This is a genomic window from Pseudomonas sp. PH1b (genome assembly GCF_000633395.1).
Taxonomy (GTDB): Bacteria; Pseudomonadota; Gammaproteobacteria; order Pseudomonadales; family Pseudomonadaceae; genus Aquipseudomonas.
In genome coordinates this window covers 124,755-149,268 of the sequence record NZ_AYMU01000020.1, presented here as the reverse complement: position 1 = coordinate 149,268, position 24,514 = coordinate 124,755, and the positions used below count along the sequence as shown (strand labels likewise).

Sequence of the window (24,514 nt, the reverse complement as noted above, 5' to 3'; positions counted from 1 at the left end):
TGACCCTGGACGGCGCCAGGCCAGCGGAACCGCAGCAGGATGCGCCGTGGGCGGCATGATCGTGCGCCTTGACCGGCTGCAACTGGCCCGCGGGTGCCTGGGAATGGCTGGGGCCATGGCTGTGACCGTGGTCGTGATCGTGATCGTGATCGTGATCGTGATCGTGATCGTGATCGTGATCGTGATCGTGATCGTGATCAGCCTGGGGCTGCTGATCCGCGGTTTTGCGCGGGCTGTGGAGAGAATCGCTCATTAGGGTCCCTTCCGAATTAAGGTGCTTGTTGCCAAGTGAACACCCTGTAGCCACTATAGGGTCAAGCCCCTATTCGGAGACGACGACAATGAAGATTGGCGAACTGGCGAAACTCACCGACTGCCAGGTCGAGACCATCCGTTACTACGAGCGCGAGGGGCTGCTGCCGGAGCCGGCCCGCAGCGAAGGCAACTACCGCCTCTACACCCAAGCCCACACCGAGCGCCTGACCTTCATTCGCAACTGCCGCAGTCTCGATATGACCCTTGAGGAGATTCGCAGCCTGTTGAACCTGCGAGACAGCCCCGAAGGGCAATGCGCCAGCGTCAACGCCCTGGTCGACGAGCATATCCACCACGTCAAGGCGCGCATCGACGGGCTGCTGGTGCTCCAGGCCCAGTTGCTGGACCTACGTCAGCGCTGCGGCGAAGAGCCGGACCTGGACCACTGCGGGATTCTCCAGCGCCTGGAGGTCAGCGGCTCGGTGGCCCCCAGCGAGGCCGAGCCCTCCCATGTCGGGCGCAGCCACGGGCATTGAGCCCGCAGCTCAGGCCTCGCGGCTTCAAGAACCCTGGCGTCCCATCGGTATCAGGCGGTGATAGATCCCCTCCAGCAGCGCCAGCAAACGCTGGTCCAGCTGCCGCCAGATCATGCTCCGACGCACCAGCCAGGCGCTGAACAGCCCCACCAGGCAACCGCCAAGGATATCGAAAGGGAAATGCACCCCCAGGTAGACCCGCGCCCAGCTCACCAGGAGCGCCAGGGCCAGCATCACCCCACCGGTCTTGCGCAGTGACGCAAGGATCAACGCAAAGGCCATGGCGAACATGCCGCTGGCGTGGTCGCTGGGAAACGAGGCGCCGGGGGCGTGGGCCAGGAAATTCTGCCCCAGGCCCAGCATGAAGGGCCGCGGGTGGAACCACAGCTCGCGGATCAACAGGTTGCAGGCCAGGGCGAAGACGATGCTCAGGGTCGCCAGCAGGACGATCATGCGCTGGCGCCGATCGCCGAAGACCCAGAACACCAGGAGCAGCAGCGGTACGCTCAGGACCAACCCTTGCGCGAGGAAAACCGCCAGCTCACGCACCGGCAACGACGCCTCGGCACTGGCATTGATGAGCAGGAACAGGCTGCGATTGAGTTCTTCCATACAGGGCTCACGCTCACTATCACAAGGACAACACCCCGCGCCTCGCAGGGCCGCTCCCAGGAGCGTAGTCGCCCGCCAGGCACGGCAATACCCGGAATACCTCCCGGGCAAGGTCGAAAAAGGCAACGGGGTGAATCGACAAGGGCCGCGCAGTGTCTGCTGCGCGGCCCTCGGGTACTGCCGAAGAATCGCTTAGACCGCCATCGGCGCCGTCATCGGCGCATGGTGCTCATAGCCTTCCAGGGAGAAGTCGCTCGGCTCGATCAATTCCAGCCACTCCGGCTGGTACTGACCGGTCTTGGCGAACTCCGGCACGCGCTCGGAAATCACCAGCTTGGGCATCGGGAACGGCTCGCGCTTGAGCTGCTCGTTGAGCATGTCCAGGTGATTCTCGTAGACGTGGGCGTCACCGATGAAATAGGTGAACCAGCGCGGAGTGTAGCCGGTCAGGCGGCCGATCAGGCTCAACAGCGCAGCCCCTTCGGTGAGGTTGAACGGCGTGCCCAGGCCCAGGTCGTTGGAGCGGATGTAGAGGGTCAGGGAGATTTCCCGGGTCTCGACATTGGGGTGGAACTGATACAGCAGGTGGCACGGCGGCAGGGCCATTTCGTCCAGCTGCGCGCAGTTCCAGCCGTGGAACAGGATCCGCCGGCTGCCTGGGTCGTTGATGATGGTGTCGACGCACTGGCGGACCTGGTCGATGGCCTTGTACAGCACCACGTAGGCCTGGCCCTCTTCCTCACCCGCGGCGATCTGCCGGTAGCCCTGGCTCAGGGCCAGGTCGATGGCCGCCTGGTTGCTGGTCTTGATCTGCTTGTAGGCCGGCCACTTGCGCCATTGCACGCCATAGATCTCGCCCAGGTCGTCATCACCCTGGCGGAACGGATTGGCCAGCCACTGGGCGTTTTCGTTGGCGTTCTGGTCCCAGACCTTGCAGCCCAGGGCGCGAAACTGCGCCGCGTTGTTCACCCCGCGCAGGAAGCCGACCATCTCGCCGATGGCTGACTTGAAGGCCATCTTGCGGGTGGTGATGGCCGGAAAACCTTCCTTGAGGTCGTAGCGCAGCATCGCCCCGGGGAAGCTGATGGTGTTCACACCGGTGCGGTTGGCCTGCTTGGTGCCGTTGTTGATGACGTGGGCCACCAGATCAAGATATTGCTTCATGAAGTACCTGCATCCTTGAACCCGGGACCTGCGTCCCGGGGTTCGAATTTATTGCGCCGCGCTCTTGGCCGGAGCGCGATGATACGCCAGCCAGATCAGCCCCAGGCCGCCGAGAATCATTGGCACGCAAAGAACCTGACCCATGGTCAACCAGTTCCACGCCAGATAGCCCAGTTGCGCGTCCGGCACCCGGACGAACTCGACGATAAAGCGGAAGATCCCGTAGAACAGGGCGAACATACCGGAAACCGCCATGGTCGGCCGGGGTTTGCGCGAGAACAGCCACAGGATCGCGAACAGGGCCACCCCTTCCAGGGCGAACTGGTAGAGCTGCGAAGGGTGACGGGGCAACTGCGACGGGTCGCTGAACGGCGGGAAGATCATCGCCCAGGGCAGATCGGTCGGCTTGCCCCACAGTTCGGCGTTGATGAAGTTGCCGATCCGCCCGGCACCCAGGCCGATCGGCACCATCGGTGCGACGAAGTCCATCAGTTCGAAGAAGGTCTTGTTGTTGCGCTTGCCGAACCACCAGGCCGCCAGCATCACGCCGATGAAACCACCGTGGAACGACATGCCGCCCTTCCACACCTCGAAAATCAGGGTCGGATTGGCCAGGTAGGCACTCAGGTCGTAGAACAGCACATAACCCAGGCGTCCGCCGACGATCACCCCCATGGACATCCAGAACACCATGTCCGAGAGTTTCTCTTTGCTCCAGGTCGGATCGAAGCGGTTCAGCCGGCGCGACGCCAGCAGCCAGGCTCCGCCGATGCCGATCAGGTACATCAGGCCGTACCAGTGGATTTTCAGCGGGCCGATGGCCAGGGCCACCGGATCAATCTGCGGGTAAGGCAGCATTGCGACTCCTCGTAAGGGTTAGAACTCTAAATTCCCGGGCAAACCTGTCACGCCAGGATTAAGCCAGGATTGCGGCAGCACTCAGAACAGGAAACTGAGCCCCACACAGAACAGCAGTGCGGCAAACAGCCTCTTCAACAAACGCGGCGACAGCCTATGGGCCAGGCGCGCGCCAATACGGGCAAACACCATGCTGGTCAGGGCGATGCCCAACAGCGCCGGCAGATAAATGAAACCCAGACTATGGGCCGGGAGCAGCGGATCATGCCAGCCCAGAATCATGAAACTTAAGGCGCTGGCCAGGGCAATGGGCAAACCACAGGCCGAGGACGTGGCCACGGCCTGCTGCATCGGCACGCTGCGCCAGGTGAGGAACGGCACCGTCAGCGAGCCGCCACCCACACCGAAAATCGCCGAAGCCCAGCCGATCACACTGCCGACCGCGGCCAAGCCCAGTTTTCCGGGCACCTGGCGACTGGCCTTGGGCTTGAGCTCCAGGGTCATTTGCAGAGCGATCACCAAGGCGAAGACGCCAATGATCTTCTGCAAGTGCGGGCCGGAAATGGCCTCGGCGGTCAGCGCTCCGAACCCGGCCCCCAGCAAGATGCCAAGCGTCATCCAGGCAAAGATCGGCCAGCGCACCGCACCACGGCGATGGTGTTCGCGTACGGAGTTGATCGAGGTGAAGATGATGCTGGCCAGCGACGTACCGACCGCCAGGTGAGTCAGTATCGAGGCATCGAACCCCTGCAGGGTGAAACTGAATACCAGCACCGGGACAATGATGATCCCGCCGCCCACACCGAACAGCCCGGCCAGCACCCCGGCACAGGCGCCCAACAGCAGATAGAGCAGAAATTCCATGGGAGCATCCGAAAAATAGACCGGCATGGTAACGGATGCGCCGCCTTGGACTCCACTGAATGGCGATGGATACCCATCGGTTCTGTGGGTAAAGTGAGCCAAAACACACAGGGGGCCACCTTCATGTGCTTGATCGTTTTCGCCTGGCGACCGGGTCATCCGCAGCCGTTGATCGTCGCGGCCAACCGTGATGAGTTCTATGCCCGGCCCAGCCTGCCGCTGGCACAATGGCCGGAATCGCCACAGATCCACGCCGGCCGCGATCTGGAGGCCGGTGGCACCTGGCTCGGCGTGGGGGCCGATGGCCGCTTCGCCGCCCTGACCAATATCCGAAACCCCCACCAGCCCCCGGCGCGACGCTCCCGCGGCGAGTTGGTGGCGCGCTTTCTCGCCGGCAGCACTCCCCTGGAAGACTATCTGCACGATGTGGTGGGACGCTCGGTGGAGTACGCCGGGTTCAACCTGCTGCTGGGGACCACGGACCAGCTGTGGCACTACAACGCCCAGGCCGTTGAGCCCCAGCGCCTTGCAGCCGGTGTCTACGGTTTGTCCAACGCCGGGCTGGATACGCCCTGGCCCAAGCTGCTCAAGGCCAGGGCTGCGCTGCAAGCGGTGCTGCATGATCCCCGGCCCGAGGCCCTGCTGGCGCTGTTGAGCGACCCGCAGACCGCGCCATATGCCGAGCTGCCCGATACCGGAGTCGGGCTGGCCACGGAAAACCTGCTGTCCAGCGTGTTCATCGCCAGCCCCAGCTACGGCACCCGAGCAAGCACGGCATTGATCGTCAACGCCGACGGTTCACGGCATCTGCTGGAGCGCAGTTTCGGCCCGTATGGCGGGCATCTGGGAGAGGTCGAGCTGAGGGTTTGAAGCGTTCGCCGGCAAGCCGGCTCCTACACAGGCCTTTGTAGGAGCCGGCTTGCCGGCGAAGAAGACACCTCGATTACAGGGTCTTGCTTGACGCCGGGTTGATCATCCGCGCCAATCCGAGTTTCTTCAGCGCCAGTTGCAGCGAGCTGTGGATAACTTGCGGGTTGTCGATGGTCATCATTTCTGCCAGCAGCTCCTTGGCCTTGGTCATGCTGACCTGACGCAGCATCCACTTCACTTTCGGCAAGTTGGTGGCGTTCATCGACAGGCTGTCAAAACCCATGGCCATCAGCAGCACTGCCGCCGCCGGATCACCGGCCATTTCGCCACAGATGCTCACGGGCTTGCCTTCGGCATGAGCATCGCGGACCACGGTCTGCAAGGCTTGCAGCACCGCCGGGTGCAGGTAGTCGTAGAGGTCGGCAACCCGCGGGTTGTTGCGGTCCACCGCCAACAGGTACTGGGTCAGGTCGTTGGAGCCCACCGAGAGGAAGTCCACCTGGCGCGCCAGTTCCTTGGTCTGGTACACCGCAGCAGGAATTTCGATCATCACCCCAACTGGTGGCATCGGTACGTCGGTGCCTTCGTCACGCACCTCGCCCCAGGCACGGTGGATCAGGTGCAACGCTTCTTCCAGTTCGTGGATGCCGGAAATCATCGGCAGCAAAATCCGCAGGTTGTTCAGGCCCTCGCTGGCCTTGAGCATGGCTCGGGCCTGCACCAGGAAGATTTCCGGATGGTCGAGGGTCACGCGGATGCCGCGCCAGCCGAGGAAGGGGTTGTCTTCCTTGATCGGGAAATACGACAGCGATTTGTCGCCACCAATGTCCAGGCTGCGCATGGTCACCGGTTGCGGGTGGAAGGCCGCCAATTGTTCGCGGTAGATCGCCAGCTGTTCCTTCTCGCTGGGGAAGCGCTGGTTGATCATGAAGGGCACTTCGGTGCGATACAGGCCGACACCCTCGGCGCCGCGCTTCTGCGCCCGGGCCACATCGGCCAGCAGGCCGGTGTTGACCCACAGCGGCATGCGATGGCCATCAGGGGTGATGCAGGGCAGATCGCGCAGAGCGTCCAGGCCCTGGGCCAGTTGCCGCTCTTCCGCCACCACATCGGCGAACTGCTTGCGCAGCACATCGCTGGGGTTGGTGTAGACCTCGCCGTGGTAACCATCGACGATCATCTGGATACCGTCGACCTTGGAGTACGGCAGGTCCACCAGGCCCATCACCGTCGGGATACCCATGGCCCGCGCCAGGATCGCCACGTGGGAGTTGCCCGAACCCAGCACCGACACCAGCCCCACCAGCTTGCCTTCCGGCACTTCGCCGAGCATGGCCGGGGTCAGCTCTTCGCTGACCAGGATGGTGTTGTCGGGGTAGACCAGGGTCTGCTGGCGCTCCTCCTGCAAGTAGGCCAGGAGCCGGCGCCCCAGGTCCTTGACGTCCGAGGCCCGCTCGCGCAGGTAGGCATCGTCCATCAGTTCAAAACGGTTGACGTGATCGGTGACCACCTGGCGCAGCGCGCCCTGGGCCCATTGCCCGGTCTTGATCACGGTCTTCACTTCGCTGCCCAGGGAAGCGTCGTCGAGCATCATCAGGTAGACGTCGAACAAGGCGCGCTCTTCGGGGCGCAACTGGGTGGCGAGTTTTTCCGACAGCGCACGCATGTCCGCACGCACCCCTTCCAGGGCGCTCTTGAACAGAGTCAGTTCGGCATCGATGTCAGTGATGTGCTTGTCCGGCACTACATCCAAGTCGGCCGGCGGCAGCATCACCACCGCGCTGCCCACCGCCGCGCCGGGGGAGCCCGGTACGCCGACGAACTTGGCTTCCTGGATGCCCTTGCCCTGGCGGCCCAGGCCACGGATCGAGCCCGTGGCTTCGGCATGGGCGATAACCCCGGCCAGCTGCGCGCTCATGGTCACCAGGAAGGCTTCTTCGCCTTCGTCGAACTGGCGACGCTCCTTTTGCTGGATGACCAGCACACCCACCACCCGGCGGTGGTGAATGATCGGCGCGCCGAGGAACGAGGCATATCGCTCTTCACCGGTTTCGGCGAAGTAGCGGTAGCGCGGGTGATCGGCGGCGTTTTCCAGGTTGAGGGGTTCTTCCCGAGTGCCCACCAGGCCCACCAGGCCTTCGTTGGGGGCCATGCTGACCTTGCCGATGGAGCGCTTGTTCAAGCCCTCGGTGGCCATCAGCACGAAACGGTTGGTTTCCGGGTCCAGCAGGTAGACCGAGCAGACCTGGCTGCCCATGGCCTCTTTGACGCGCAATACAATAATCCCCAACGCCGCCTTGAGATCCTTGGCGGAGTTAACTTCCTGGACGATCTTGCGCAGCGTATTGAGCATGGCTCGGGGTCGAACTCCGTCGTCAGTCGCGCACTAAAAGGCGCGGGGCAAGCTCTTTGAGAGCGCGGCGATACACTTCGCGCTTGAATGTCACCACCTGGCCCAACGGATACCAATAACTGACCCAGCGCCAGCCATCGAACTCCGGTTTACCGGTCAAATCCATCCGCACCCGCTGTTCGTTGGAAATCAGGCGCAGGAGAAACCATTTCTGTTTCTGGCCAATGCACAGCGGCTGGCTGTGGGTCCTGACCAGACGTTGCGGCAAACGATAGCGCAACCAGCCCCGGGTGCAGGCGAGAATTTGCACATCTTCGCGCTCCAGGCCCACTTCTTCGTTCAACTCGCGGTACAAGGCGTCTTCCGGCGTCTCGTCGGGGTTGATGCCCCCTTGAGGAAACTGCCAGGCGTCCTGATTGATACGGCGAGCCCATAGCACCTGTCCGGCATCATTGGTCAGAATGATCCCGACATTGGGGCGGAAACCATCGGGGTCGATCACGGCTACAACCTCGCAAACGCATGTCGCCGCATTGTTCCACAAAGCTTGGGAATGCAGCAACGAGGCTGCTTACCTTATGTGCACTCTTGTGAAAAGACCGTATTCTGGGCACCTTTTTCAGCGACTTTTCAGTGAGTAACTGCAATGCGTCTGGCTTTATTCGACTTGGACAACACCCTTCTGGGCGGCGACAGCGACCACGCCTGGGGCGATTACCTGTGCGAGAAAGGCTTCCTCGACCCGATCGCCTACAAGACCCGTAACGACGAGTTCTACCAGGACTACCTGGCCGGCAAGCTGGACAACGCCGCGTACCTGAACTTCTGCCTGGAAATCCTCGGCCGCACCGAGATGGCCGTGCTCGAACAATGGCACCGCGACTTCATGCGCGACTGCATCGAGCCCATCGTCCTGCCCAAGGCCCTGGCGCTACTGGCCAGGCACCGGGACGCCGGCGACAAGCTGGTGATCATCACCGCCACCAACCGCTTCGTCACCGCCCCTATCGCCGAGCGCCTGGGGGTTGAAACCCTGATCGCCACCGAATGCGAAATGCAGGACGGCCGCTACACCGGGCGCAGCACCGACGTACCGTGCTTTCGCGAGGGCAAGGTCACGCGCCTGAACCGCTGGCTGGAAGAAACCGGCTACAGCCTCGAGGGCAGCCACTTCTACAGCGACTCGATGAACGACTTGCCGCTGCTGGAGCAAGTGACCACTGCGGTGGCTGTCGATCCCGACCCGAACCTGCGGGCCGAAGCCGAGAAGCGCGGCTGGCAGGTCATCAGCTTGCGTGACTGAAATCGCCGTCACCGCCACTGAAAGCCGCGCAAGCCCAAGACCGCTTACCGCGGCCAGGGCTTGCGCGCCTGGGGCTGGCTCGTGCCCCGGGCAGCGGCGACAGGCCTTCAGGCCGGCTTGGCCACCATCAAGTAGAAAATCACCATGAAGGCCAGAAACGCCGGCCAGCCCAAGGCAAACCACCAGCGCATATAAAGGCTGGCCTTGAGCGGCATCGGCGTGCCATCGCACAGCGCCTGTTCGGCCATCTTGTGCACCCGGATCTGCAACCAGACCACCGGTAGCCAGCACAGCCCCGCCAGTACATACAGCCCCAGGCTCCACATCAGCCAGGCCTGCTGGATCGGCCAGCCAGCCAGGTGCACCAGCCCCAAGCCACTCAAGGGCTGGAATACCGCCGTGGTGGCGGTGAAGGCCCAGTCGGCGAATACCAGGTGCCTGAAAGTCACGGCGATCACTTGCACCTTGCCGCCGCGCCAGGCCCGTAACGCGTAATAGGCAGAACCGGCGCCCAGGCCGAAAAGAATCGTCGACGACAGGATGTGCAGGGTTTTCAACAGCAGATAAGCGCTCATCGGCGGGGTTCGGTCCACAACAGCCAAAGGGTCGCCACCATCAGCACCAGGTTCTTGGCCACGGCGGCATAAGGGTCAAACCAGAAATGCGGCAGGATCAGGCTGATGATCAGGGTGTAGCCGAACATCAGCAGCAACTGCGCCTGCAGGGCTCGCCGGCGCCAGCGCCGCAGCAGCAGGCCGGCGCCCAGCACGGCGTCGCAGAGCGAGCCACCGACCACTGCCAGTGTCGCCCAGGCGCCGCGCACACCGGCTTCGGCCATGATCCGCAGGCCCCAGTCATAACCGGGACCGATGCACACCGCCGCCGTCCCCAGCCAGATCAGCACCAGCACCGCCAGCAACAAGGGACGCAGAGTCAGTTGCGTGCTTTGCCCGGCCTGCGGCCAATCATTCAGGCGCGCCGCCAGGGGCGCCGCGTGGTAACCACAGACCGACGCCAGGACCTCGGAATCCGCCAGGTTATCGGTGCGAGCCATGCTCAAGCTTTGGCGGTTCAAGGCCCGCCAGCCCAGGCGATCACCCAGGCCGGCGAGCATTGTCAGGATCATCGACGGCGGCTGGAAATAACGCGCTGGAGCCCAGCCCTGGGCCGCCCGCAGGAGATCGAGCAACTGGGCCAGGGTGATCCGCTCGGGGCCCACCAACGGCAACACCATGGATGCTTCGGGCCAGTGCCTGAGCAGCGCCAGTACCGCGGCGCTCAGGTCATCCACATGCAAGGGCTGCAACTGCGCCCGGGACGACAACAGCGGGATCAGCGGCCAGGGCGACAGCCGCGCCAGCCAGCGACTGCTGGCCCCGCCGGCACCCAGTACCAGGGATGGCCGCAACACCACCGCCGGGATAGCCAGGCGCAGCAGGTATTCATCCGCCGCAGCCTTGCTGGCCAGAAACGGTACATGGGGCTGTGCCCCGGCGCCCAGCGCGGAAATCTGCAGCACCCGCACACCCTGGGCCGCCGCCAGATCGAACAGCGCCCGAGTGCCCTGGTCCTGAGTCCGGGCCAATGCCTGGGCATCACTGCTCAAGAGGCCGACGGCATTGATCAGCAGATCGGTATCGGCAGGCAGGACAAAGGGCCGGGACTCGCGGCCCAGGTGATCGAGATCCAATTGTCGCCACTCCACCCCGGGCAGGCTCCGCGGCTGTGGATAACGGCTGGTAGCGATCAATTGATGGCCGGCGGCATGCAACGCCGCCAGCAGATGACGGCCGATAAATCCCGTGGCCCCCACCAGAACAACCTTCATGGCAATCCTTAAGGCTTACACCGGAATCAGACCGGCTTGGCACCCATGAGGCCGGCGATGGCGACAAAACACACGGCACTGAAGACCGCCAGCACCAGAGTGAAGGTCAGGCCACTGGCAACCTTGGCCAGCCGCAGGCGGTTGAGCCGCACCATCAGCCACAGCCACGCCAGTGCGCCCAAGGTATAGAGCACGCTGGAACCCAGGACCCAGGTCTGCCCCAAGGGCCAGCCGATCAGGTGCACCAGCCACCACCCGGTAAAAGGCAGAGCCAGCAACCCCAGCGCCAGCAGCAACCAGCCGAACAGCCCCGGACGCTGCAGCACCCGGGTATAAACGGTGGCGTCGCCCTGGCGGCGCAGGCGCCAGACCCAGATCGCCAGACCCAGCGCACTGCCCAGCAGCAGCACGGTAGCCAGCACATGAAGCGTCTTCAGCGTGGTCAGTGTTTCCATGTCATCGCTTCCTTAAAGGCTCCGATCCTCAGCGTAGTCGTTCAGCCAAGGAACAGCTGGTACGCCGGGTTGTCGCTTTCATCCCAGTACGGATAACCGATCTGCTCCAGGGCCGCCGGCACCAGGTGGCGCTCGTCGGCCGGTACTTGCAGGCCCGCCACCACGCGGCCGTCCGCCGCACCATGGTTGCGGTAGTGGAACATCGAGATGTTCCAGCGCCCGCCCAGCTTGTTGAGGAAGTTGAACAGCGCCCCCGGACGCTCCGGGAACTCGAAACGCAGCACCACTTCGTCGCTGACCTTCTCGGCATGGCCGCCGACCATGTAGCGGATGTGCAGCTTGGCCAGTTCGTTGTCGGTCAGGTCGATCACCGGGAAGCCTTGCTCGCTCAGGCTGGCGATCAGGGCGCTGCGAGGATCGTTTTCCGGGTGGGTCTGCACGCCAACAAAGATGTGCGCCTCGCTGCCGGTGTTGTAGCGGTAGTTGAACTCGGTGATCTGGCGCTTGCCCACCGCCTCGCAGAAGGCCTTGAAGCTGCCCGGCTTCTCGGGAATGGTCACGGCGATGATGGCTTCGCGGCCTTCACCCAGCTCGGCGCGCTCGGCCACATGGCGCAGGCGGTCGAAGTTGACGTTGGCGCCGGAGTCGATGGCCACCAGGACCTGGCCGCTGACGCCGCGCTGCTCGACGTATTTCTTGATCCCAGCCACGCCCAGAGCACCGGCAGGTTCGGTGATCGAGCGGGTATCGTCGTAGATATCCTTGATCGCCGCGCAGATCTCGTCAGTACTGACGGTGATCACTTCATCGACGTAATCCTTGCAGATGTCGAAGGTGTGCTGGCCGATCTGTGCCACCGCCACGCCGTCGGCGAAGATTCCCACGGTCGGCAATACCACCCGCTCGCCAGCAGCCATGGCGGCTTGCAGGCAATTGGAATCATCCGGCTCGACACCGATGATCCTGATCTCGGGACGCAGGTACTTCACATAGGCCGCGATGCCGGCAATCAGCCCGCCGCCGCCGACCGGAACGAAAATCGCGTCCAGCGGGCCCGGGTGCTGACGCAGGATCTCCATGGCCACGGTGCCCTGCCCGGCAATGGTATGGGGATCGTCGTAGGGATGGATGTAGACGTAGCCTTTCTCGTCCACCAGCTTGAGCGAATAGGCCAGTGCTTCCGGGAAGCTGTCACCGTGCAGCACCACCTTGCCACCGCGAGAACGCACGCCTTCGACCTTGATTTCCGGCGTGGTCTTGGGCATCACGATGGTCGCCTTGACCCCCAGCACCTTGGCGGCCAGCGCCAGGCCCTGAGCATGGTTGCCCGCCGAGGCAGTAACCACGCCACGGGCGCGCTCGGCCTCGCTGAGCTGGGTCAACTTGTTGTAGGCACCACGGATCTTGAACGAGAACACCGGCTGCAAGTCTTCGCGCTTGAGCCAGATCTTGTTGCCCAGCCGCTCGGAGAGCTGGCGGGCAGTCTGCAATGGGGTTTCTACGGCAACGTCGTAAACGCGCGAGGTGAGGATCTTCTTGACGTACTGTTCGAGCATCGGAAAGCATCACTGAGCGGGTTGGGCAGGGCCCAGGAGTCTAACCCAGCGTTCAGCCGGGCGACCACACGAAAACAGAGGTTTTAAGCCCGCCGCCCTGCCCCCGCTGATGATGCAGAGCAGGCGTGCTCGCGCTCGACAGCAAAACCCTCGCGGCCTCCACCCTCACGGCTGGCTTGCAACAACCCGGGAACGCTTCGCCCTTCGGCGCCAGCAACCCACCCCGATCACCACCGCCGACCCTGGCCGATTAGCCAAACGGGCAATGACCTGACCTGCGCCGGCGCCTATAATGCCGGCCTTTGTGCCCCCCTTGCCCGCTTCGGAGCCCGCATGACCCAGGATCAACTCAAACAGGCTGTCGCCCAGGCCGCCGTCGACCTTATCCTCCCGCAACTCGACGACAAGAGCATCGTCGGGGTCGGCACCGGCTCCACCGCCAACTGCTTCATCGATGCCCTGGCCCTGCACAAGGGCGCCTTCGACGGCGCCGTGGCCAGCTCCGAAGCCACCGCCGCGCGCCTCAAGGGCCACGGGATTCCGGTGTATGAACTGAACACCGTCAGCGACCTGGAGTTCTACATCGACGGCGCCGACGAAAGCGACGAGCACCTGAACCTGATCAAGGGCGGTGGCGCTGCCCTGACCCGCGAGAAGATCGTTGCCGCCGTGGCCAAGACCTTCATCTGCATCGCCGACGCCAGCAAGCTGGTGCCGGTACTGGGCAACTTCCCGCTGCCTGTGGAAGTGATCCCCATGGCCCGCAGCCACGTAGCCCGGGAACTGGTGAAGCTGGGCGGTGATCCGGTGTACCGCGAAGGCGTGCTGACCGATAACGGCAACATCATCCTCGACGTGCACAACATGCAGATCACCAACCCGGTGGAGCTGGAAAGCCAGATCAACGCCATTGTCGGCGTGGTCACCAATGGCCTGTTCGCCGCGCGCCCGGCAGACGTACTGTTGCTGGGGACTTCGGAAGGGGTGAAAACCCTCAACGCCTAAAGCGCACGGCCAGCTTCATGCAGGAGCTGGCTTGCCTGCGATGCAAACGAATCGGTGTGTCAGTAGCACCGAGGTGGCGCCATCGCAGGCAGGTCCGCTCCCACATTCAATCCTGCTCGCTCACCCGATCCGTGTAACAAAAACGCTACTTTTCGCAGCATGCCTCTCCAAAACCGTGCACTGAGTCACGGCATCCCACGCCTTCATTGGTATCAAATCCGTTACAAATTACAGCCAGGCGACCCACGCGTTTAACAATGCGCCACTTCGCAATCGCCCAGGGAATGAGGCGCGCATCGTGCAAAGGGTCTGGGCTTAACCCCTCCTTCTCAGCTCAAGGAAGACTTTGTGATAAAGCCCCTCGCCCTCGCAATCAGCGTTATCGGCAGCCTGCTGGCAACGCAAACCCAGGCCTACGATTACGGCCAGCACGCCAATACCACCCTGGAAAAGTTGATCAACGACTACCCCGGCCGGTATCGCGGCACCGCCAATTTCATCGGCGCGGCAGACTGGATGCAAAGCCAGATGGGCTCGGCCTATAGCATCAGCCGCCAGAACTTCACTTGGAACAACGGCAGTCGCGCCTCGCAGAACGTGGTGGCCTACGCCGCCGGCACCAAGCCGCAATACGTGGTGATCGGTGCGCATTTCGACACCTACTTTGGCCGCCCTACCTTGCAAGGCCTGGACGACAACGGCTCTGGCGCCAGCGTGCTGACCGAGGTGGCGAAGAACCTTGGCGGCTTGCAATTGGAAAACGGCCTGCAGATTGTCGGCTTCGGCGCCGAAGAGGAAGGCCTGCGCGGCTCCAAAGCCTTTGTCGACTCACTGAGCGCCAGCCAACGGGCCAACATGCTGGCGATGATCAACCTCGACAGCCTGATCACCGGCGACATGATGTACGCCCACGCCGGCCAGAACAGCACCGCCAACCCGGCCTTGGCGTCATTGCGCGAACACACTTTCCAGATTGCCAAGGAATTGAACATTCCGCTGTTCACCAATCCCGGCCTGGACCCGCAATACCCCAAAGGCACCGGCTGCTGCAGTGATGGCGAGCCTTTCGAGCCGCTGAACATCCCGATTCTGTATATAGAAGCCACCAACTGGGAGCTGGGCGCCCTGGACGGCTACACCCAGACCAACAACCCGAAAATCCCTGGCGGCTCGACCTGGCACGACCCGGCAGAGGACAACAAAGCCGTGCTCACCGATGCCTTCGGCCAGGAACGCATCAACCAGCGCCTGCGCGACTATTCGCGCCTGCTCAGCCGCCTGGTGCTCGAGCTGACCAACGCCGACCTGATGGCCTCAACGGCCTCCGGCGGTGCCGTTGCGCGCAACATGCAAGACAATCTGCAACGCCAGCACCAAGCCATGGTGCGCCTGCATGATCGGCGCTGGCTCACGCTTCAGGCGGCCAGCCGCGAGGTCGGCAGCTTCGATGGCGAAGTGGGCGTGGACGGCGAATACACCCCAGACAGCGGCTTCGACAGCCCGCTCAACCGTGACGCCCGGCGCCTGGGCGTACATGCCCTGGGCGACTACCAGCTGAGCTCCAACCTGAACATCGGCGCCAGCCTCAGCTACCTCAATAGTCGCGACAAGCTGGAGCACCGCGGCAAACTGGACAGCGACACCTGGCAGGCGGCGGTCTACGCCTTGCTCAATGATGGCGGACCGAGCTGGCTGGCCGGCGACTTGAACGTCGGCCGCACACGCTTTGATGCCAAGCGCAACCTGCTGATCCAGGCCAGTGGCGGCCCGATCCTGCTCAACCAGCAACTGAGCGGCAACACCGACGCGCTGTCCTTGGGCGCGCGCGTACTGGGCGGTTATGACTTCGACTTCGGCGCCATCAAAAGCGGGCCATTCGCCGGCCTGGACTACACCCATTACCGTATCGACAAATTCCATGAGAAACAGGATCTGCGCACCGCGCTGGAGTACCAAGAGCAGTCTTTCGACTCCCTGGAAGCCAGCCTTGGCTGGCGCGTGCGCGGCGCCGTTGCCCTGCCCTACGGCTTGAGCCTTCTGCCTTACGGCGACATCGCCTGGGTCAAGGAACTGGCCGACGGCCGCCTCGATGACCTGCAATTAACCGCCCGCGCCGATGGCCAGGCGCGCACGGCCAAACTGGGTTCAGTAGACAAGAGCTTTGGCCGCGCGCAAGTCGGCAGCCAGTTGGCGATCACCCCACAACTGGGCATGTACGCCGAGGTCAACAGCCGCCTTGGGCATGCCGAAGGGAGCCAGACCGGCTATTCACTGGGCGTGCAGTGGATGTTCTGATCAGGGCTTCTTGAACACATAGAACAGGTTCGGCTCGCTGACCAGATACAGCGAGCCTTCGTCATCCATGGCGATCCCTTCCGCCTGAGGGACACGATTTTTCAGGCCATGGCGCCCGCCGAGCAGCGAGAGACTGCTCAGCGGGCGGCCGTCGATGTCCAGCTCCAGCACCAGAAACGACTCATCGGACAGCGCCAGCAAGTGGCCGCTGCGCTCGTCGTATTGCAGGCTAGACAGATCACGCACAAACAGCCCGGCATCGCGCTTGGGGTTGTTGATGACGTGCACCGAGTAGTTTTTTTCCGGTTTGAAATGGGGAAACCCGTGGACCTCGTAAATCAGCATGGGATCCCGCTCCTTGGCCACGAACAGACGCTTGCCCGAGGCATCATAGGCCAGCCCTTCGAATCCCTTGTTACCACTCATATGAACACCCAGGCTGATCTGTTCGGCATCCGCGGCATCGATAAAAGTGGTGTCGTCGCGCAACTGGATCTTGATCAGCCGATGCTGGCGCTCGTCGCTGATCACATAGGTGTCGGCACTGATGAACTCCACCGCCTCGGGATCGCCGAACCCCAGCAGATCGATACGGCGCAGGATCTGCCCATCCAGGGAGAGCTCGATCAGTTCGGAGTTCTTGTTGGTGACGGTGAACAGGCTCTTGCGCAGTGGGTCGTAGGTCAAGGCCGAGACTTCGTCGAGCCCCTGGATAGGCTGCGCCTGGAGACTCGCACGATAGTCGCCAAGCCCCAGCGACTGAGGGTCGGCGGCCTGCCAGAGGGACTGCCAGTCAAACCAGGCCCGCTGCCACAGGCGGTGATTGTGGGCCAAGACCGCCAGCAGGACGACCAGCAGGCCAAGGATCAGGAAGGCAGGGTGCAGACGGGTCAGGCGGTACATGGTCGAAAAGCTCGAATTCAGGACAGGCTGATGAAATATCACAGCTGACTGAATTCAAACTTAATCGGCCGGGTACAGGCCGGAATCGGAAGGCTTATTGCTTTTCGAAGCGATAGAACAGGTTGGGCTCGCTGACGATGTACAGGTTGCCGGCCTCGTCCATGGCCACGCCCTCGGCGCGGGGAATGGTGCTTTTCAGGCCGTTGAAACCACCGAGCAGCGCCATGAAGCTGACCTGCTCGCCCGCCTCGTCCAGCTCCAGCAGCAAATGGGAGTCGGCCGACAGCACCAGGGTATGGCCTGTACGTGGATCGATGCCCAGGGCAGACAGGTTGCGCAGGTCCAGTTCGTCGCTGGGCAGCTTCTGCTTGTCGCCCTTGAGGACCTGGCTGCCATCGCTGCTCCAGGTGAACAGCGCTGGAGGACGCTCCTCACCCAGCAACAGCTGCTGCTTGCGCGGATTCCAGGCGATCGCTTCGAACGCCTTGTTCTGGTCTGCAGAAGGGCCCAGGTCGTAGCTCGGGAAGTCGGCGATATTCAGCTCCTTGGTGGCAGCGTCGACCTTGACGATCACCAGCGAATGCTGGCGCTCGTCAACAATCGCCAACAGGCCGTTTTCCATGACCGCCACCCCTTCCGGGTTGCTCCAGCCCACCAGAGGGATTTTGCGCAGGACGTCGCCTTGCAGCGTCAGCTCGGCCAGGAACGGGTGCTTGCCCATGACCGAGAACAGGGTCTTGGTTTGCGGGCTATAGGCCAGGTCGGAAGCCTCATCGCGCTCCATGCCAGGCAATGCCTTGGCATCGATGACCGCACGGTAGGCGGGCAGCCAGATACTGGCGCTGCGTTCGGCAGGCTCGACGAACCCCTCCTGCACCCAGAGGGCGCCGCGGTCATCCCAATGCATGATGCTGGCAACGCCATAAGCGATCACGCCCACCAGCAACAGCCAGGAATACCAGCGCATGCACAGCCGCACACGCAATCGGCGAACACCATGAGGGTCAGACAGAGGGGGGGCATCCATCACAAGAGTTCCAGAGATCGGCCATAGGTAATAGCACACGAATTTCAGGTTCGCGAACCATAAACTTGGGAATTATCCGGAAGATATGTGAAAAAACGGTAAAAGGCAGCGCCCTTTCTGCGAGGCGCACGGCATTCCCGTGCCACCCGCAAAAAGTTTCGGATCAGCGGACGCTGCTGGTGAAACGACTGGCGCCCGGCAACTCCAGCACCAGCTCATCACCGACGTTCAACGGCCCGACACCGACCGGGGTACCGGTCAGGATCACGTCACCGGCCTGCAGCGAGAAACAGCCGGCCATGTACTGGATCATCGGCACGATCGGGTTGAGCATGACGCTGCTGTTGCCATCCTGGCGCACTTCGCCATTGATGGTCAGGCGAATGCCGATGTCGGTCAGATCGGCAAAGGTGCTGCCCACCACGAACGGCGCGATCACCGCTGCGCCGTCAAAACACTTGGCAATTTCCCAAGGCAGCCCCTTGGCCTTGAGCTCGGCCTGCTTGTCGCGCAGGGTCAGGTCCAGCGCCGGGGCGAAACCGGAAATGGCATCCAGCACTTCTTCACGGCTGGGCTTGGTGGACAGCGGCTTGCCGATCAGCACCGCGATCTCGGCTTCGTAGTGCACCGAGCCACGCTCGGTGGGAATGGCAAAACCGCCTTCCAGTGGCACCACGCAACTGCCCGGCTTGATAAACAGCAGAGGCTCGGTAGGAACTGGGTTATCCAGCTCCTTGGCATGCTCGGCGTAATTGCGACCGATACATACCACCTTGCCCACCGGGAAATGAATCCGGGTTCCGTCGACATACTGGTGCTGATAGCTCATTTACCGACTCCTGCTCGTCTGCTTTATCAGGACGCTGCTTGGGCTCAAACAGCGAAGATCTTGCCCGGGTTCATGATGCCGTTGGGGTCGAACACCGCCTTGACCGCCTGCATGTATTCGATCTCCACTGGCGAGCGGCTGTAGGTCAGGTAGTCGCGCTTGGTCATGCCCACGCCATGTTCGGCGGAAATCGAACCGTTGTACTTCTCGACGGTTTCGAACACCCACTTGTTGACCGTGGCGCACTTGGCGAAGAACTCGTCCTTACTCAGGTTGTCCGGCTTGAGGATGTTCAGGTGCAGGTTGCCGTCGCCGATGTGGCCGAACCAGACGATTTCGAAATCCGGGTAATGCTTGCCGACAATCGCGTCGATTTCCCCGAGGAACGCCGGCACTTTCGAGACAGTGACCGAGATGTCGTTCTTGTAAGGGGTCCAGTGGGAGATGGTTTCGGAGATGTACTCGCGCAGCTTCCACAGGTTCTGCAACTGGGTCTCGCTCTGGCTCATCACCCCGTCCAGCACCCAACCCTGCTCGACGCAGTGCTCGAAGGTTTCCAGGGCGTGGTTGGCCACTTCCTCGGTGGTGGCTTCGAACTCCAGCAGGGCATAGAACGGGCAGTCGGATTCGAACGGCGCCGGGACATCGCCGCGGGCCAGGACCTTGGCCAGGGCCTTGTCGGAGAAGAATTCGAAGGCCGTGAGGTCAAGCTTGCCCTGGAACGCGTGCAGTACCGGCATGATCGAATCGAAATCCGGGGTCCCCAGGACCATGGCCGTCAGGTTCTTCGGCGCCCGGTCCAGGCGCATGGTGGCTTCCACCACGAAGCCCAGGGTGCCTTCCGCGCCAATGAACAACTGACGCAGGTCGTAGCCGGTGGCGTTTTTGATCAGGTCCTTGTTCAGTTCCAGCAGGTCGCCCTTGCCGGTGACCACTTTCATGCCGGCTACCCAGTTACGGGTCATGCCGTAGCGAATGACCTTGATTCCGCCGGCATTGGTGCCGATGTTGCCGCCAATCTGGCTGGAACCTGCCGAGGCGAAATCCACTGGGTAGTACAAGCCGTTGTCTTCCGCCAGGTTCTGCAACTGCTCGGTGACCACACCCGGCTGGCACACAGCGGTGCGATCGGTCAGGTTCAGGTCGAGGATCTGATTCATGTAGTCGAAAGACACCACCACTTCGCCGTTGGCCGCTACGGCAGCAGCCGAGAGCCCGGTGCGCCCGCCAGAAGGCACCAGGGCAACCTTGTGCTGATTGGCCCAGCGCACGATGGCCTGGACCTGCTCGGTGGTCTTGGGAAACACGATGGCCGTCGGGGCCGGAGCGAAATGCTTGGTCCAATCCTTGCCGTAAGCATTCAGGGAGTCAGCGTCGGTCAGCACCTTGCCAGGCTCAACCAGGGTCTTCAGCTCATCAATCAGGGCAGGATTGGTCATCGACAGAACTCTCGAACAATTCATGGTCATCCTGAGAACGCTTCACGTCGCAGGAATGAGTGTTTAGCGGGGCGCGTATGCTAGCATACCGCCCCCGCAGCAGAGTGCCCAAGGGCCTTCTGCGGTGTCGGCCCAGTGCCGCCCAGGTCAGCTCAAGCTGTCCACTTCCCTGCCATTTTTCTCCGGGACACAGGTTTACGCAGATGAGCAAGACTTCTCTCGATAAGAGCAAGATCAAGTTCCTTCTCCTCGAAGGCGTCCACCAATCCGCTGTCGACGTCCTCAAGGCCGCCGGCTACACCAGCATCGAGTACCTCACCGGTTCTCTGCCGGAAGCCCAGCTCAAGGAAAAGATCGCCGATGCACACTTCATCGGCATTCGCTCCCGCACTCAACTGACCGAAGAGATCTTCGACCACGCGAAGAAACTGGTCGCAGTGGGCTGCTTCTGCATCGGCACCAACCAGGTTGACCTGTCCGCCGCTCGCGAACGCGGCATCGCCGTATTCAACGCGCCTTACTCCAACACCCGTTCGGTTGCCGAACTGGTGCTGGCCGAGGCCATCCTGCTGCTGCGCGGCATCCCCGAGAAAAACGCTTCCTGCCACCGTGGCGGCTGGATCAAGAGCGCGGCCAACTCCTTCGAAATCCGCGGCAAGAAGCTGGGTATCGTCGGTTATGGCTCCATTGGTACCCAGCTGTCTGTCCTGGCCGAAGGCCTGGGCATGCAGGTGTTCTTCTATGACACCGTGACCAAGCTGCCCCTGGGCAACGCCACTCAGGTAGGCAACCTGCACGACCTGCTGGGCATGTCCGATATCGTCACCCTGCACGTGCCGGAAACCGCGGCCACCCAGTGGATGATCGGCGAGAAGGAGATCCGCGCCATCAAGAAGGGCGGGATCCTGATCAACGCCGCCCGCGGCACCGTGGTCGAGCTGGACGCCCTGGCCGACGCGATCAAGGACAAGCACCTGATCGGCGCCGCCATCGACGTGTTCCCGGTGGAGCCACGCTCCAACGACGAAATGTTCGAAAGCCCGCTGCGCGGCCTGGACAACGTGATCCTGACCCCGCACATCGGCGGCTCCACCGCTGAAGCCCAAGCCAACATCGGCCTGGAAGTGGCAGAGAAGCTGGTCAAGTACAGCGACAACGGTACCTCGGTGTCCTCGGTCAACTTCCCGGAAGTAGCGCTGCCGGCCCACCCGGGCAAGCACCGTCTGCTGCACATCCACGAGAACATCCCGGGCGTGATGAGCGAGATCAACAAGGTCTTCGCCGAAAACGGCATCAACATCTCCGGTCAGTTCCTGCAGACCAACGAGAAGGTCGGCTACGTGGTGATCGACGTCGACGCCGAGTACTCGGACCTGGCGCAAGAGAAGCTGCAGCACATCAACGGCACCATCCGTTGCCGCGTGCTGTTCTAAAAGCAGCTACCAGCGGCAAGTTCCAAGCTGCAAGCCAGAGCCCGCTCTTACTTGCGGCTTGTAGCTGAAACCTTGCAGCTAGTTGCACAAAAAAGGGAGCCTTCATAGGCTCCCTTTTTTGTGCGGCATTTACGTTTATTTCACCGTTACTGTGATTTTCTTGGAGACGATCACCGGGTTGAAGGGCACGTGGTTCTTGTCCGCCAGCTCCAGTTGCAGGGTGTGCTTGCCCGGGGCCAGGGTTACTTCGGTTTCGGTCTGGGCCTTGCCGAAGTGCAGGTGGTTGGCGTCCATCGGGATCGGCAGGTTCTCGGCCGGCAACTGATCGACGTCGATCAGCAGGTGATGATGGCCGGTGTTCGGGGTCTGGTCGCCAGCCGGGGCCAGGGCCATGCCTTCAATGCCGAATTTGACCGTGAAGGTCTTGTCCACGGTGGCCCCGTCAGCGGGAGAAACGATCAACACCTTGGCACCGGCAGGAGCCGGGGTCCGAGGGATTTCCGCTGCACCGGCAAGCATCGAGGCCCCCAGCAACAGACCGGTCAAGGCAGCACGCGACATAAAATTTTTCATTATCTTCTCCAGTTTTTCCGTAAATCTTTTACGGTGATGACAACTTCATGGCAATTCGTTGTCGAAGGCACTCATCACCTTAGCAAAGCGAGCCTGAACGGCGCATCGCTCATATAAATTCAAGGAGTGACCATGCGTTTCCTGCCTGGCCTGATACTTTTGCTGCCCCTTGTGAGCACCTGCGCTCAAGCCGAACTGATGGACGACATCAATGACCGCGGGGAACTGCGCATCGCCCTGGAAGCCAATACGCCACCCTTCAACTTCAAGGATGACGGCAAGCTGACCGGTTTCGAGGTCGAGTTGGGGCAATTGCTGGCCAGCGAACTGGACGTGCGCGCGGACTTCGTGGTGACCGAGTCCGCCGATTTGCTGCCCGGAGTCGAAAGCGGCAGGTTCGATGTCGCCATCAACCACATAGCAGTGACCCCGGAACTCAAGGATCGTTTCGATTTCAGCGAGCCCTACAGCTATTCCAGTGCGCAGTTGATCGTGCGCAAGGAAGAGCAGCGTCCGCTGTTTTCCCTGCAGGCCCTGCGCGGCCAGGCGCTGGGCGTGGCCCAGGGCAGTCAGTTCGTCGATCAGGCGCGCACGGTAGAAGGTATCAACCTGCGCAGCTATCCCGATGCCCAGCAGCCGATCAAGGACGTGGCGGACAAGCAGATCGATGCCGCCATCAGCGACCGCCTGCTGATTCCCTACGCCATTCGTGACAGCCGCCTGCCGGTGAAGGAAGGCGCCAAGGTAGGACCGACCCTGAGCCTGGCCATTCCCTTCCAGAAGGGCAGCCCGGCCTTTCGTGCGAGCCTGGACAGCGCCCTGCAACGGATCAAGGCCGATGGGCGGCTGATGGCCCTGTCGGAAAAATGGTTCGGCATGGATGCGAGCAAGCCACCCAAGGCCGAAGCCGGGCAGTAGATCGGCAATTACAAGGATATCGATGGGGCGGGGGTGCCGAGGACTTCCAGGGCGCAGGAAGCCCGGCAGACTCTGTCCCACCCGCAGCTAAGGCTACAGGGCGGCCAGGGCAGCAGCGGCTTCGGCCAGTTGCAACTCACTGAAGACTCGGACCCCGTGGCGCCTCAGCAGCGCAGCGGTAACCCCTTCGCCCTGGACCCGGACCCCGCTGAAGGTGCCGTCATACGTCAGCAGATTGCCGCAGGAAGGACTATTGGCCTTGAGTACGGCAATGCGAATCCCGTGTTTCTCCACCAGCTCCAGGGCCTGCCGGGCACCGCCGAGGAACTCGCCGCTGACGTCCTCGCCGTCGCGGGTCAGCACCGGTGCCTTGCCCTCCAGTACGTCCACCCCCTGCCCGCCCGGAATCTCTGCCGCCGCCCGCGGCGTCGGCAAGCCGCCGGCCACTTCCGGGCACAGGGCAACCACCCGCCCTTCCTGCTGCCAACTGGCGAGTTGAGCGAACGGCCCGCTGGCCCCACCGTCGTAGCGTACGCGGTGACCCAGCAGGCAGCGGCTGACCAGAATCTTGTGCATCATCAAAATGGCTCGTTGCCACGACGCCGGAACCAGCCTGTCAGGGATAGGCGTTCGCGGGTCGCGGGGAGGACTTCATGGGGCACCTCGCCGGAAAGAAACACCACCAGTTGCCCCCCTACAGGGACCACATCGTATTGTCCCTGGTCTTTGAGGTACATGCGCAACTGTCCGCCGTGCTCCGGCAGCCATTGCGAGTTGAGGTAGATCACCGCCGACACCATGCGCCGATCGTCATCGCGAAAACGGTCCACGTGACGCTTGTAGAAGGCGCCCGGCGGGTACAGCGCAAAGTGGCATTCGAAATCCTCGAGCCCGAGAAACAACCCCCGATTCAAGGCCTCGCGCAGGCTGTCCATCAGCCCCAGGTAGGTGTCACTGGCTCCAGCCTCGCCAGGTTCGATCCACTGGATGTGATCGCCCCGAATCCCCTCGCGAATCTCCTGGGCCGGGCCTCGCCCCACCGCTGCGGGAGCCAGCTCACCTTCGGCTGCACGTTTGCGGCACTCGGCCGCCAGTTCGAGGGTCAAAGCCTCGGGCAGGAAAATGCTCTGCTGCGACCAGCCACAAACGGCCAGGTCGTCGACGATTCGCAACAACAGCGGGTGATCAGAGGGTATGTGCATGGCGCGCATAGTATCCAGCATCGGATAAATTCGACAGAGCCACAGAGCGGAGGACGATGCATTTTTTTCACCTGCACTTTTCCGTCATTACTTCAGGAGTGAAGACCGTTGCCGACGAGCCCGATGGCCATCGCAAAAGGTGCAAGGCATGACAGGCGATACCGCCTGGGATCGCGCCCAGGGCAAGCCCCGCAATGCCGCTTCGCAGACTTTTGCCAGCACGCCGAAAAGGCCAC

25 protein-coding genes are annotated in these 24,514 nt (G+C 62.5%); 8 read left to right on the top strand and 17 right to left on the bottom strand.

All coding sequences use genetic code 11. The annotated features are described in order from the left end of the window. The first annotated feature begins 46 nt into the window (after window positions 1-46). A complete protein-coding gene (locus U873_RS37290) occupies window positions 47-256 on the top strand; it encodes a hypothetical protein (RefSeq protein ID WP_256244968.1) in 210 nt (69 codons plus the stop codon). A gap of 85 nt (window positions 257-341) precedes the next feature. Further along, window positions 342-791 (top strand): Cd(II)/Pb(II)-responsive transcriptional regulator, encoded by a 450-nt coding sequence (gene cadR, locus U873_RS0125790; protein WP_025130989.1) that lies wholly within the window; start codon window positions 342-344, stop codon window positions 789-791. 24 nt (window positions 792-815) lie between these two features. On the opposite strand, the gene U873_RS0125785 is transcribed toward cadR, so the two are convergent. From U873_RS0125785 to U873_RS0125770, 4 genes are all read right to left on the bottom strand, one after another. Then, complete coding sequence (locus tag U873_RS0125785) at window positions 816-1,403, bottom strand: undecaprenyl-diphosphatase (RefSeq protein WP_025130988.1); 588 nt, start codon at window positions 1,401-1,403, stop codon at window positions 816-818. A 192-nt stretch (window positions 1,404-1,595) separates the two neighbouring features. Then, window positions 1,596-2,567, bottom strand: coding sequence for a thymidylate synthase (locus tag U873_RS0125780; RefSeq protein WP_025130987.1), 972 nt, complete (start codon window positions 2,565-2,567; stop codon window positions 1,596-1,598). A gap of 48 nt (window positions 2,568-2,615) precedes the next feature. Then, window positions 2,616-3,425, bottom strand: coding sequence for a prolipoprotein diacylglyceryl transferase (lgt, locus tag U873_RS0125775; protein ID WP_025130986.1), 810 nt, complete (start codon window positions 3,423-3,425; stop codon window positions 2,616-2,618). Window positions 3,426-3,506: 81 nt separating this feature from the next. Next, window positions 3,507-4,289, bottom strand: coding sequence for a sulfite exporter TauE/SafE family protein (locus U873_RS0125770; protein ID WP_025130985.1), 783 nt, complete (start codon window positions 4,287-4,289; stop codon window positions 3,507-3,509). 123 nt (window positions 4,290-4,412) lie between these two features. On the opposite strand from U873_RS0125770, the gene U873_RS0125765 reads away from it, so the two are divergent. Then, window positions 4,413-5,159 carry an NRDE family protein gene (locus U873_RS0125765; RefSeq protein WP_025130984.1) on the top strand — a complete coding sequence of 249 codons (747 nt, stop codon included), beginning with the start codon at window positions 4,413-4,415 and terminating at the stop codon, window positions 5,157-5,159. 73 nt (window positions 5,160-5,232) lie between these two features. Here U873_RS0125765 and ptsP read toward each other — a convergent pair whose 3' ends face one another. Continuing rightward, window positions 5,233-7,512 carry a phosphoenolpyruvate--protein phosphotransferase gene (gene ptsP, locus U873_RS0125760; RefSeq protein WP_025130983.1) on the bottom strand — a complete coding sequence of 760 codons (2,280 nt, stop codon included), beginning with the start codon at window positions 7,510-7,512 and terminating at the stop codon, window positions 5,233-5,235. A 22-nt stretch (window positions 7,513-7,534) separates the two neighbouring features. Further along, window positions 7,535-8,014: an RNA pyrophosphohydrolase gene (locus tag U873_RS0125755; protein WP_011064073.1), complete on the bottom strand. Its 480-nt coding sequence runs from the start codon at window positions 8,012-8,014 to the stop codon at window positions 7,535-7,537. Between the two features lie 144 nt (window positions 8,015-8,158). Between U873_RS0125755 and U873_RS0125750 the strand changes: the two genes are divergently transcribed. Beyond that, window positions 8,159-8,815: an HAD family phosphatase gene (locus U873_RS0125750; RefSeq protein WP_025130982.1), complete on the top strand. Its 657-nt coding sequence runs from the start codon at window positions 8,159-8,161 to the stop codon at window positions 8,813-8,815. 107 nt (window positions 8,816-8,922) lie between these two features. Here the strand turns inward: U873_RS0125750 and U873_RS0125745 are convergent, their stop codons facing one another. The 4 genes from U873_RS0125745 to ilvA are packed head-to-tail and all read right to left on the bottom strand — an operon-like array spanning window position 8,923 to window position 12,654. Then, window positions 8,923-9,390: a DUF2269 domain-containing protein gene (locus tag U873_RS0125745; protein WP_025130981.1), complete on the bottom strand. Its 468-nt coding sequence runs from the start codon at window positions 9,388-9,390 to the stop codon at window positions 8,923-8,925. Continuing rightward, entirely contained in the window at window positions 9,387-10,643 is a 1,257-nt protein-coding gene (locus U873_RS0125740) for an SDR family oxidoreductase (protein WP_025130980.1), read from the bottom strand. Before U873_RS0125740 ends, U873_RS0125745 begins: the two co-directional genes overlap by 4 nt. A 26-nt stretch (window positions 10,644-10,669) precedes the next feature. Next, the gene (locus tag U873_RS0125735; protein WP_025130979.1) at window positions 10,670-11,098 is read right to left on the bottom strand and encodes a DUF2269 family protein; all 429 of its coding nucleotides are present in this window, start codon (window positions 11,096-11,098) and stop codon (window positions 10,670-10,672) included. A 41-nt stretch (window positions 11,099-11,139) separates the two neighbouring features. Next, window positions 11,140-12,654, bottom strand: a complete 1,515-nt coding sequence (ilvA, locus tag U873_RS0125730) for a threonine ammonia-lyase, biosynthetic (RefSeq protein ID WP_025130978.1) — start codon at window positions 12,652-12,654, stop codon at window positions 11,140-11,142. A gap of 333 nt (window positions 12,655-12,987) precedes the next feature. Here ilvA and rpiA point away from each other — a divergent pair, with 333 nt between their 5' ends. Together rpiA and U873_RS0125720 are read left to right on the top strand one after the other, a co-directional pair. After that, the gene (gene rpiA, locus U873_RS0125725; RefSeq protein WP_025130977.1) at window positions 12,988-13,659 is read left to right on the top strand and encodes a ribose-5-phosphate isomerase RpiA; all 672 of its coding nucleotides are present in this window, start codon (window positions 12,988-12,990) and stop codon (window positions 13,657-13,659) included. Between the two features lie 348 nt (window positions 13,660-14,007). Further along, complete coding sequence (locus tag U873_RS0125720) at window positions 14,008-15,954, top strand: autotransporter domain-containing protein (protein WP_025130976.1); 1,947 nt, start codon at window positions 14,008-14,010, stop codon at window positions 15,952-15,954. On the opposite strand, the gene U873_RS0125715 is transcribed toward U873_RS0125720, so the two are convergent. From U873_RS0125715 to U873_RS0125700, 4 genes are all read right to left on the bottom strand, one after another. Then, entirely contained in the window at window positions 15,955-16,857 is a 903-nt protein-coding gene (locus U873_RS0125715) for an SdiA-regulated domain-containing protein (RefSeq protein ID WP_025130975.1), read from the bottom strand. A gap of 94 nt (window positions 16,858-16,951) precedes the next feature. Further along, window positions 16,952-17,884, bottom strand: coding sequence for an SdiA-regulated domain-containing protein (locus U873_RS0125710; protein WP_025130974.1), 933 nt, complete (start codon window positions 17,882-17,884; stop codon window positions 16,952-16,954). A 163-nt stretch (window positions 17,885-18,047) separates the two neighbouring features. Further along, complete coding sequence (locus U873_RS0125705; protein ID WP_025130973.1) at window positions 18,048-18,713, bottom strand: fumarylacetoacetate hydrolase family protein; 666 nt, start codon at window positions 18,711-18,713, stop codon at window positions 18,048-18,050. Window positions 18,714-18,757: 44 nt separating this feature from the next. Beyond that, entirely contained in the window at window positions 18,758-20,152 is a 1,395-nt protein-coding gene (locus U873_RS0125700) for an FAD-binding oxidoreductase (RefSeq protein ID WP_025130972.1), read from the bottom strand. A 203-nt stretch (window positions 20,153-20,355) separates the two neighbouring features. Between U873_RS0125700 and serA the strand changes: the two genes are divergently transcribed. Beyond that, a complete protein-coding gene (serA, locus tag U873_RS0125695; RefSeq protein WP_025130971.1) occupies window positions 20,356-21,585 on the top strand; it encodes a phosphoglycerate dehydrogenase in 1,230 nt (409 codons plus the stop codon). Window positions 21,586-21,720: 135 nt separating this feature from the next. Here serA and U873_RS0125690 read toward each other — a convergent pair whose 3' ends face one another. Continuing rightward, window positions 21,721-22,158 carry a DUF4399 domain-containing protein gene (locus tag U873_RS0125690; protein WP_025130970.1) on the bottom strand — a complete coding sequence of 146 codons (438 nt, stop codon included), beginning with the start codon at window positions 22,156-22,158 and terminating at the stop codon, window positions 21,721-21,723. 132 nt (window positions 22,159-22,290) lie between these two features. Between U873_RS0125690 and U873_RS0125685 the strand changes: the two genes are divergently transcribed. Continuing rightward, window positions 22,291-23,076 carry a transporter substrate-binding domain-containing protein gene (locus U873_RS0125685; RefSeq protein ID WP_025130969.1) on the top strand — a complete coding sequence of 262 codons (786 nt, stop codon included), beginning with the start codon at window positions 22,291-22,293 and terminating at the stop codon, window positions 23,074-23,076. A gap of 93 nt (window positions 23,077-23,169) precedes the next feature. On the opposite strand, the gene U873_RS0125680 is transcribed toward U873_RS0125685, so the two are convergent. Next, window positions 23,170-23,652, bottom strand: a complete 483-nt coding sequence (locus tag U873_RS0125680) for a DUF523 domain-containing protein (protein ID WP_025130968.1) — start codon at window positions 23,650-23,652, stop codon at window positions 23,170-23,172. A 2-nt stretch (window positions 23,653-23,654) separates the two neighbouring features. Continuing rightward, window positions 23,655-24,287, bottom strand: coding sequence for a 2OG-Fe(II) oxygenase (locus U873_RS0125675; protein WP_025130967.1), 633 nt, complete (start codon window positions 24,285-24,287; stop codon window positions 23,655-23,657). Window positions 24,288-24,514: the final 227 nt, after the last annotated feature.

Coding starts and splice junctions, on each gene's coding strand:
- U873_RS0125745 (WP_025130981.1), bottom strand. CDS start 9,390: ATGAGCGCTTATCTGCTGTTGAAAACCCTGCACATCCTGTCGTCGACG.
- U873_RS0125715 (WP_025130975.1), bottom strand. CDS start 16,857: ATGTACCGCCTGACCCGTCTGCACCCTGCCTTCCTGATCCTTGGCCTG.
- U873_RS0125685 (WP_025130969.1), top strand. CDS start 22,291: ATGCGTTTCCTGCCTGGCCTGATACTTTTGCTGCCCCTTGTGAGCACC.
- U873_RS0125710 (WP_025130974.1), bottom strand. CDS start 17,884: ATGGATGCCCCCCCTCTGTCTGACCCTCATGGTGTTCGCCGATTGCGT.
- rpiA (WP_025130977.1), top strand. CDS start 12,988: ATGACCCAGGATCAACTCAAACAGGCTGTCGCCCAGGCCGCCGTCGAC.
- ptsP (WP_025130983.1), bottom strand. CDS start 7,512: ATGCTCAATACGCTGCGCAAGATCGTCCAGGAAGTTAACTCCGCCAAG.
- U873_RS0125740 (WP_025130980.1), bottom strand. CDS start 10,643: ATGAAGGTTGTTCTGGTGGGGGCCACGGGATTTATCGGCCGTCATCTG.
- U873_RS0125770 (WP_025130985.1), bottom strand. CDS start 4,289: ATGGAATTTCTGCTCTATCTGCTGTTGGGCGCCTGTGCCGGGGTGCTG.
- U873_RS0125705 (WP_025130973.1), bottom strand. CDS start 18,713: ATGAGCTATCAGCACCAGTATGTCGACGGAACCCGGATTCATTTCCCG.
- U873_RS0125735 (WP_025130979.1), bottom strand. CDS start 11,098: ATGGAAACACTGACCACGCTGAAGACGCTTCATGTGCTGGCTACCGTG.
- cadR (WP_025130989.1), top strand. CDS start 342: ATGAAGATTGGCGAACTGGCGAAACTCACCGACTGCCAGGTCGAGACC.
- U873_RS0125750 (WP_025130982.1), top strand. CDS start 8,159: ATGCGTCTGGCTTTATTCGACTTGGACAACACCCTTCTGGGCGGCGAC.
- ilvA (WP_025130978.1), bottom strand. CDS start 12,654: ATGCTCGAACAGTACGTCAAGAAGATCCTCACCTCGCGCGTTTACGAC.
- U873_RS0125700 (WP_025130972.1), bottom strand. CDS start 20,152: ATGACCAATCCTGCCCTGATTGATGAGCTGAAGACCCTGGTTGAGCCT.
- U873_RS0125680 (WP_025130968.1), bottom strand. CDS start 23,652: ATGCACAAGATTCTGGTCAGCCGCTGCCTGCTGGGTCACCGCGTACGC.
- serA (WP_025130971.1), top strand. CDS start 20,356: ATGAGCAAGACTTCTCTCGATAAGAGCAAGATCAAGTTCCTTCTCCTC.
- U873_RS0125690 (WP_025130970.1), bottom strand. CDS start 22,158: ATGAAAAATTTTATGTCGCGTGCTGCCTTGACCGGTCTGTTGCTGGGG.
- lgt (WP_025130986.1), bottom strand. CDS start 3,425: ATGCTGCCTTACCCGCAGATTGATCCGGTGGCCCTGGCCATCGGCCCG.
- U873_RS0125675 (WP_025130967.1), bottom strand. CDS start 24,287: ATGCGCGCCATGCACATACCCTCTGATCACCCGCTGTTGTTGCGAATC.
- U873_RS0125785 (WP_025130988.1), bottom strand. CDS start 1,403: ATGGAAGAACTCAATCGCAGCCTGTTCCTGCTCATCAATGCCAGTGCC.
- U873_RS0125780 (WP_025130987.1), bottom strand. CDS start 2,567: ATGAAGCAATATCTTGATCTGGTGGCCCACGTCATCAACAACGGCACC.
- U873_RS0125765 (WP_025130984.1), top strand. CDS start 4,413: ATGTGCTTGATCGTTTTCGCCTGGCGACCGGGTCATCCGCAGCCGTTG.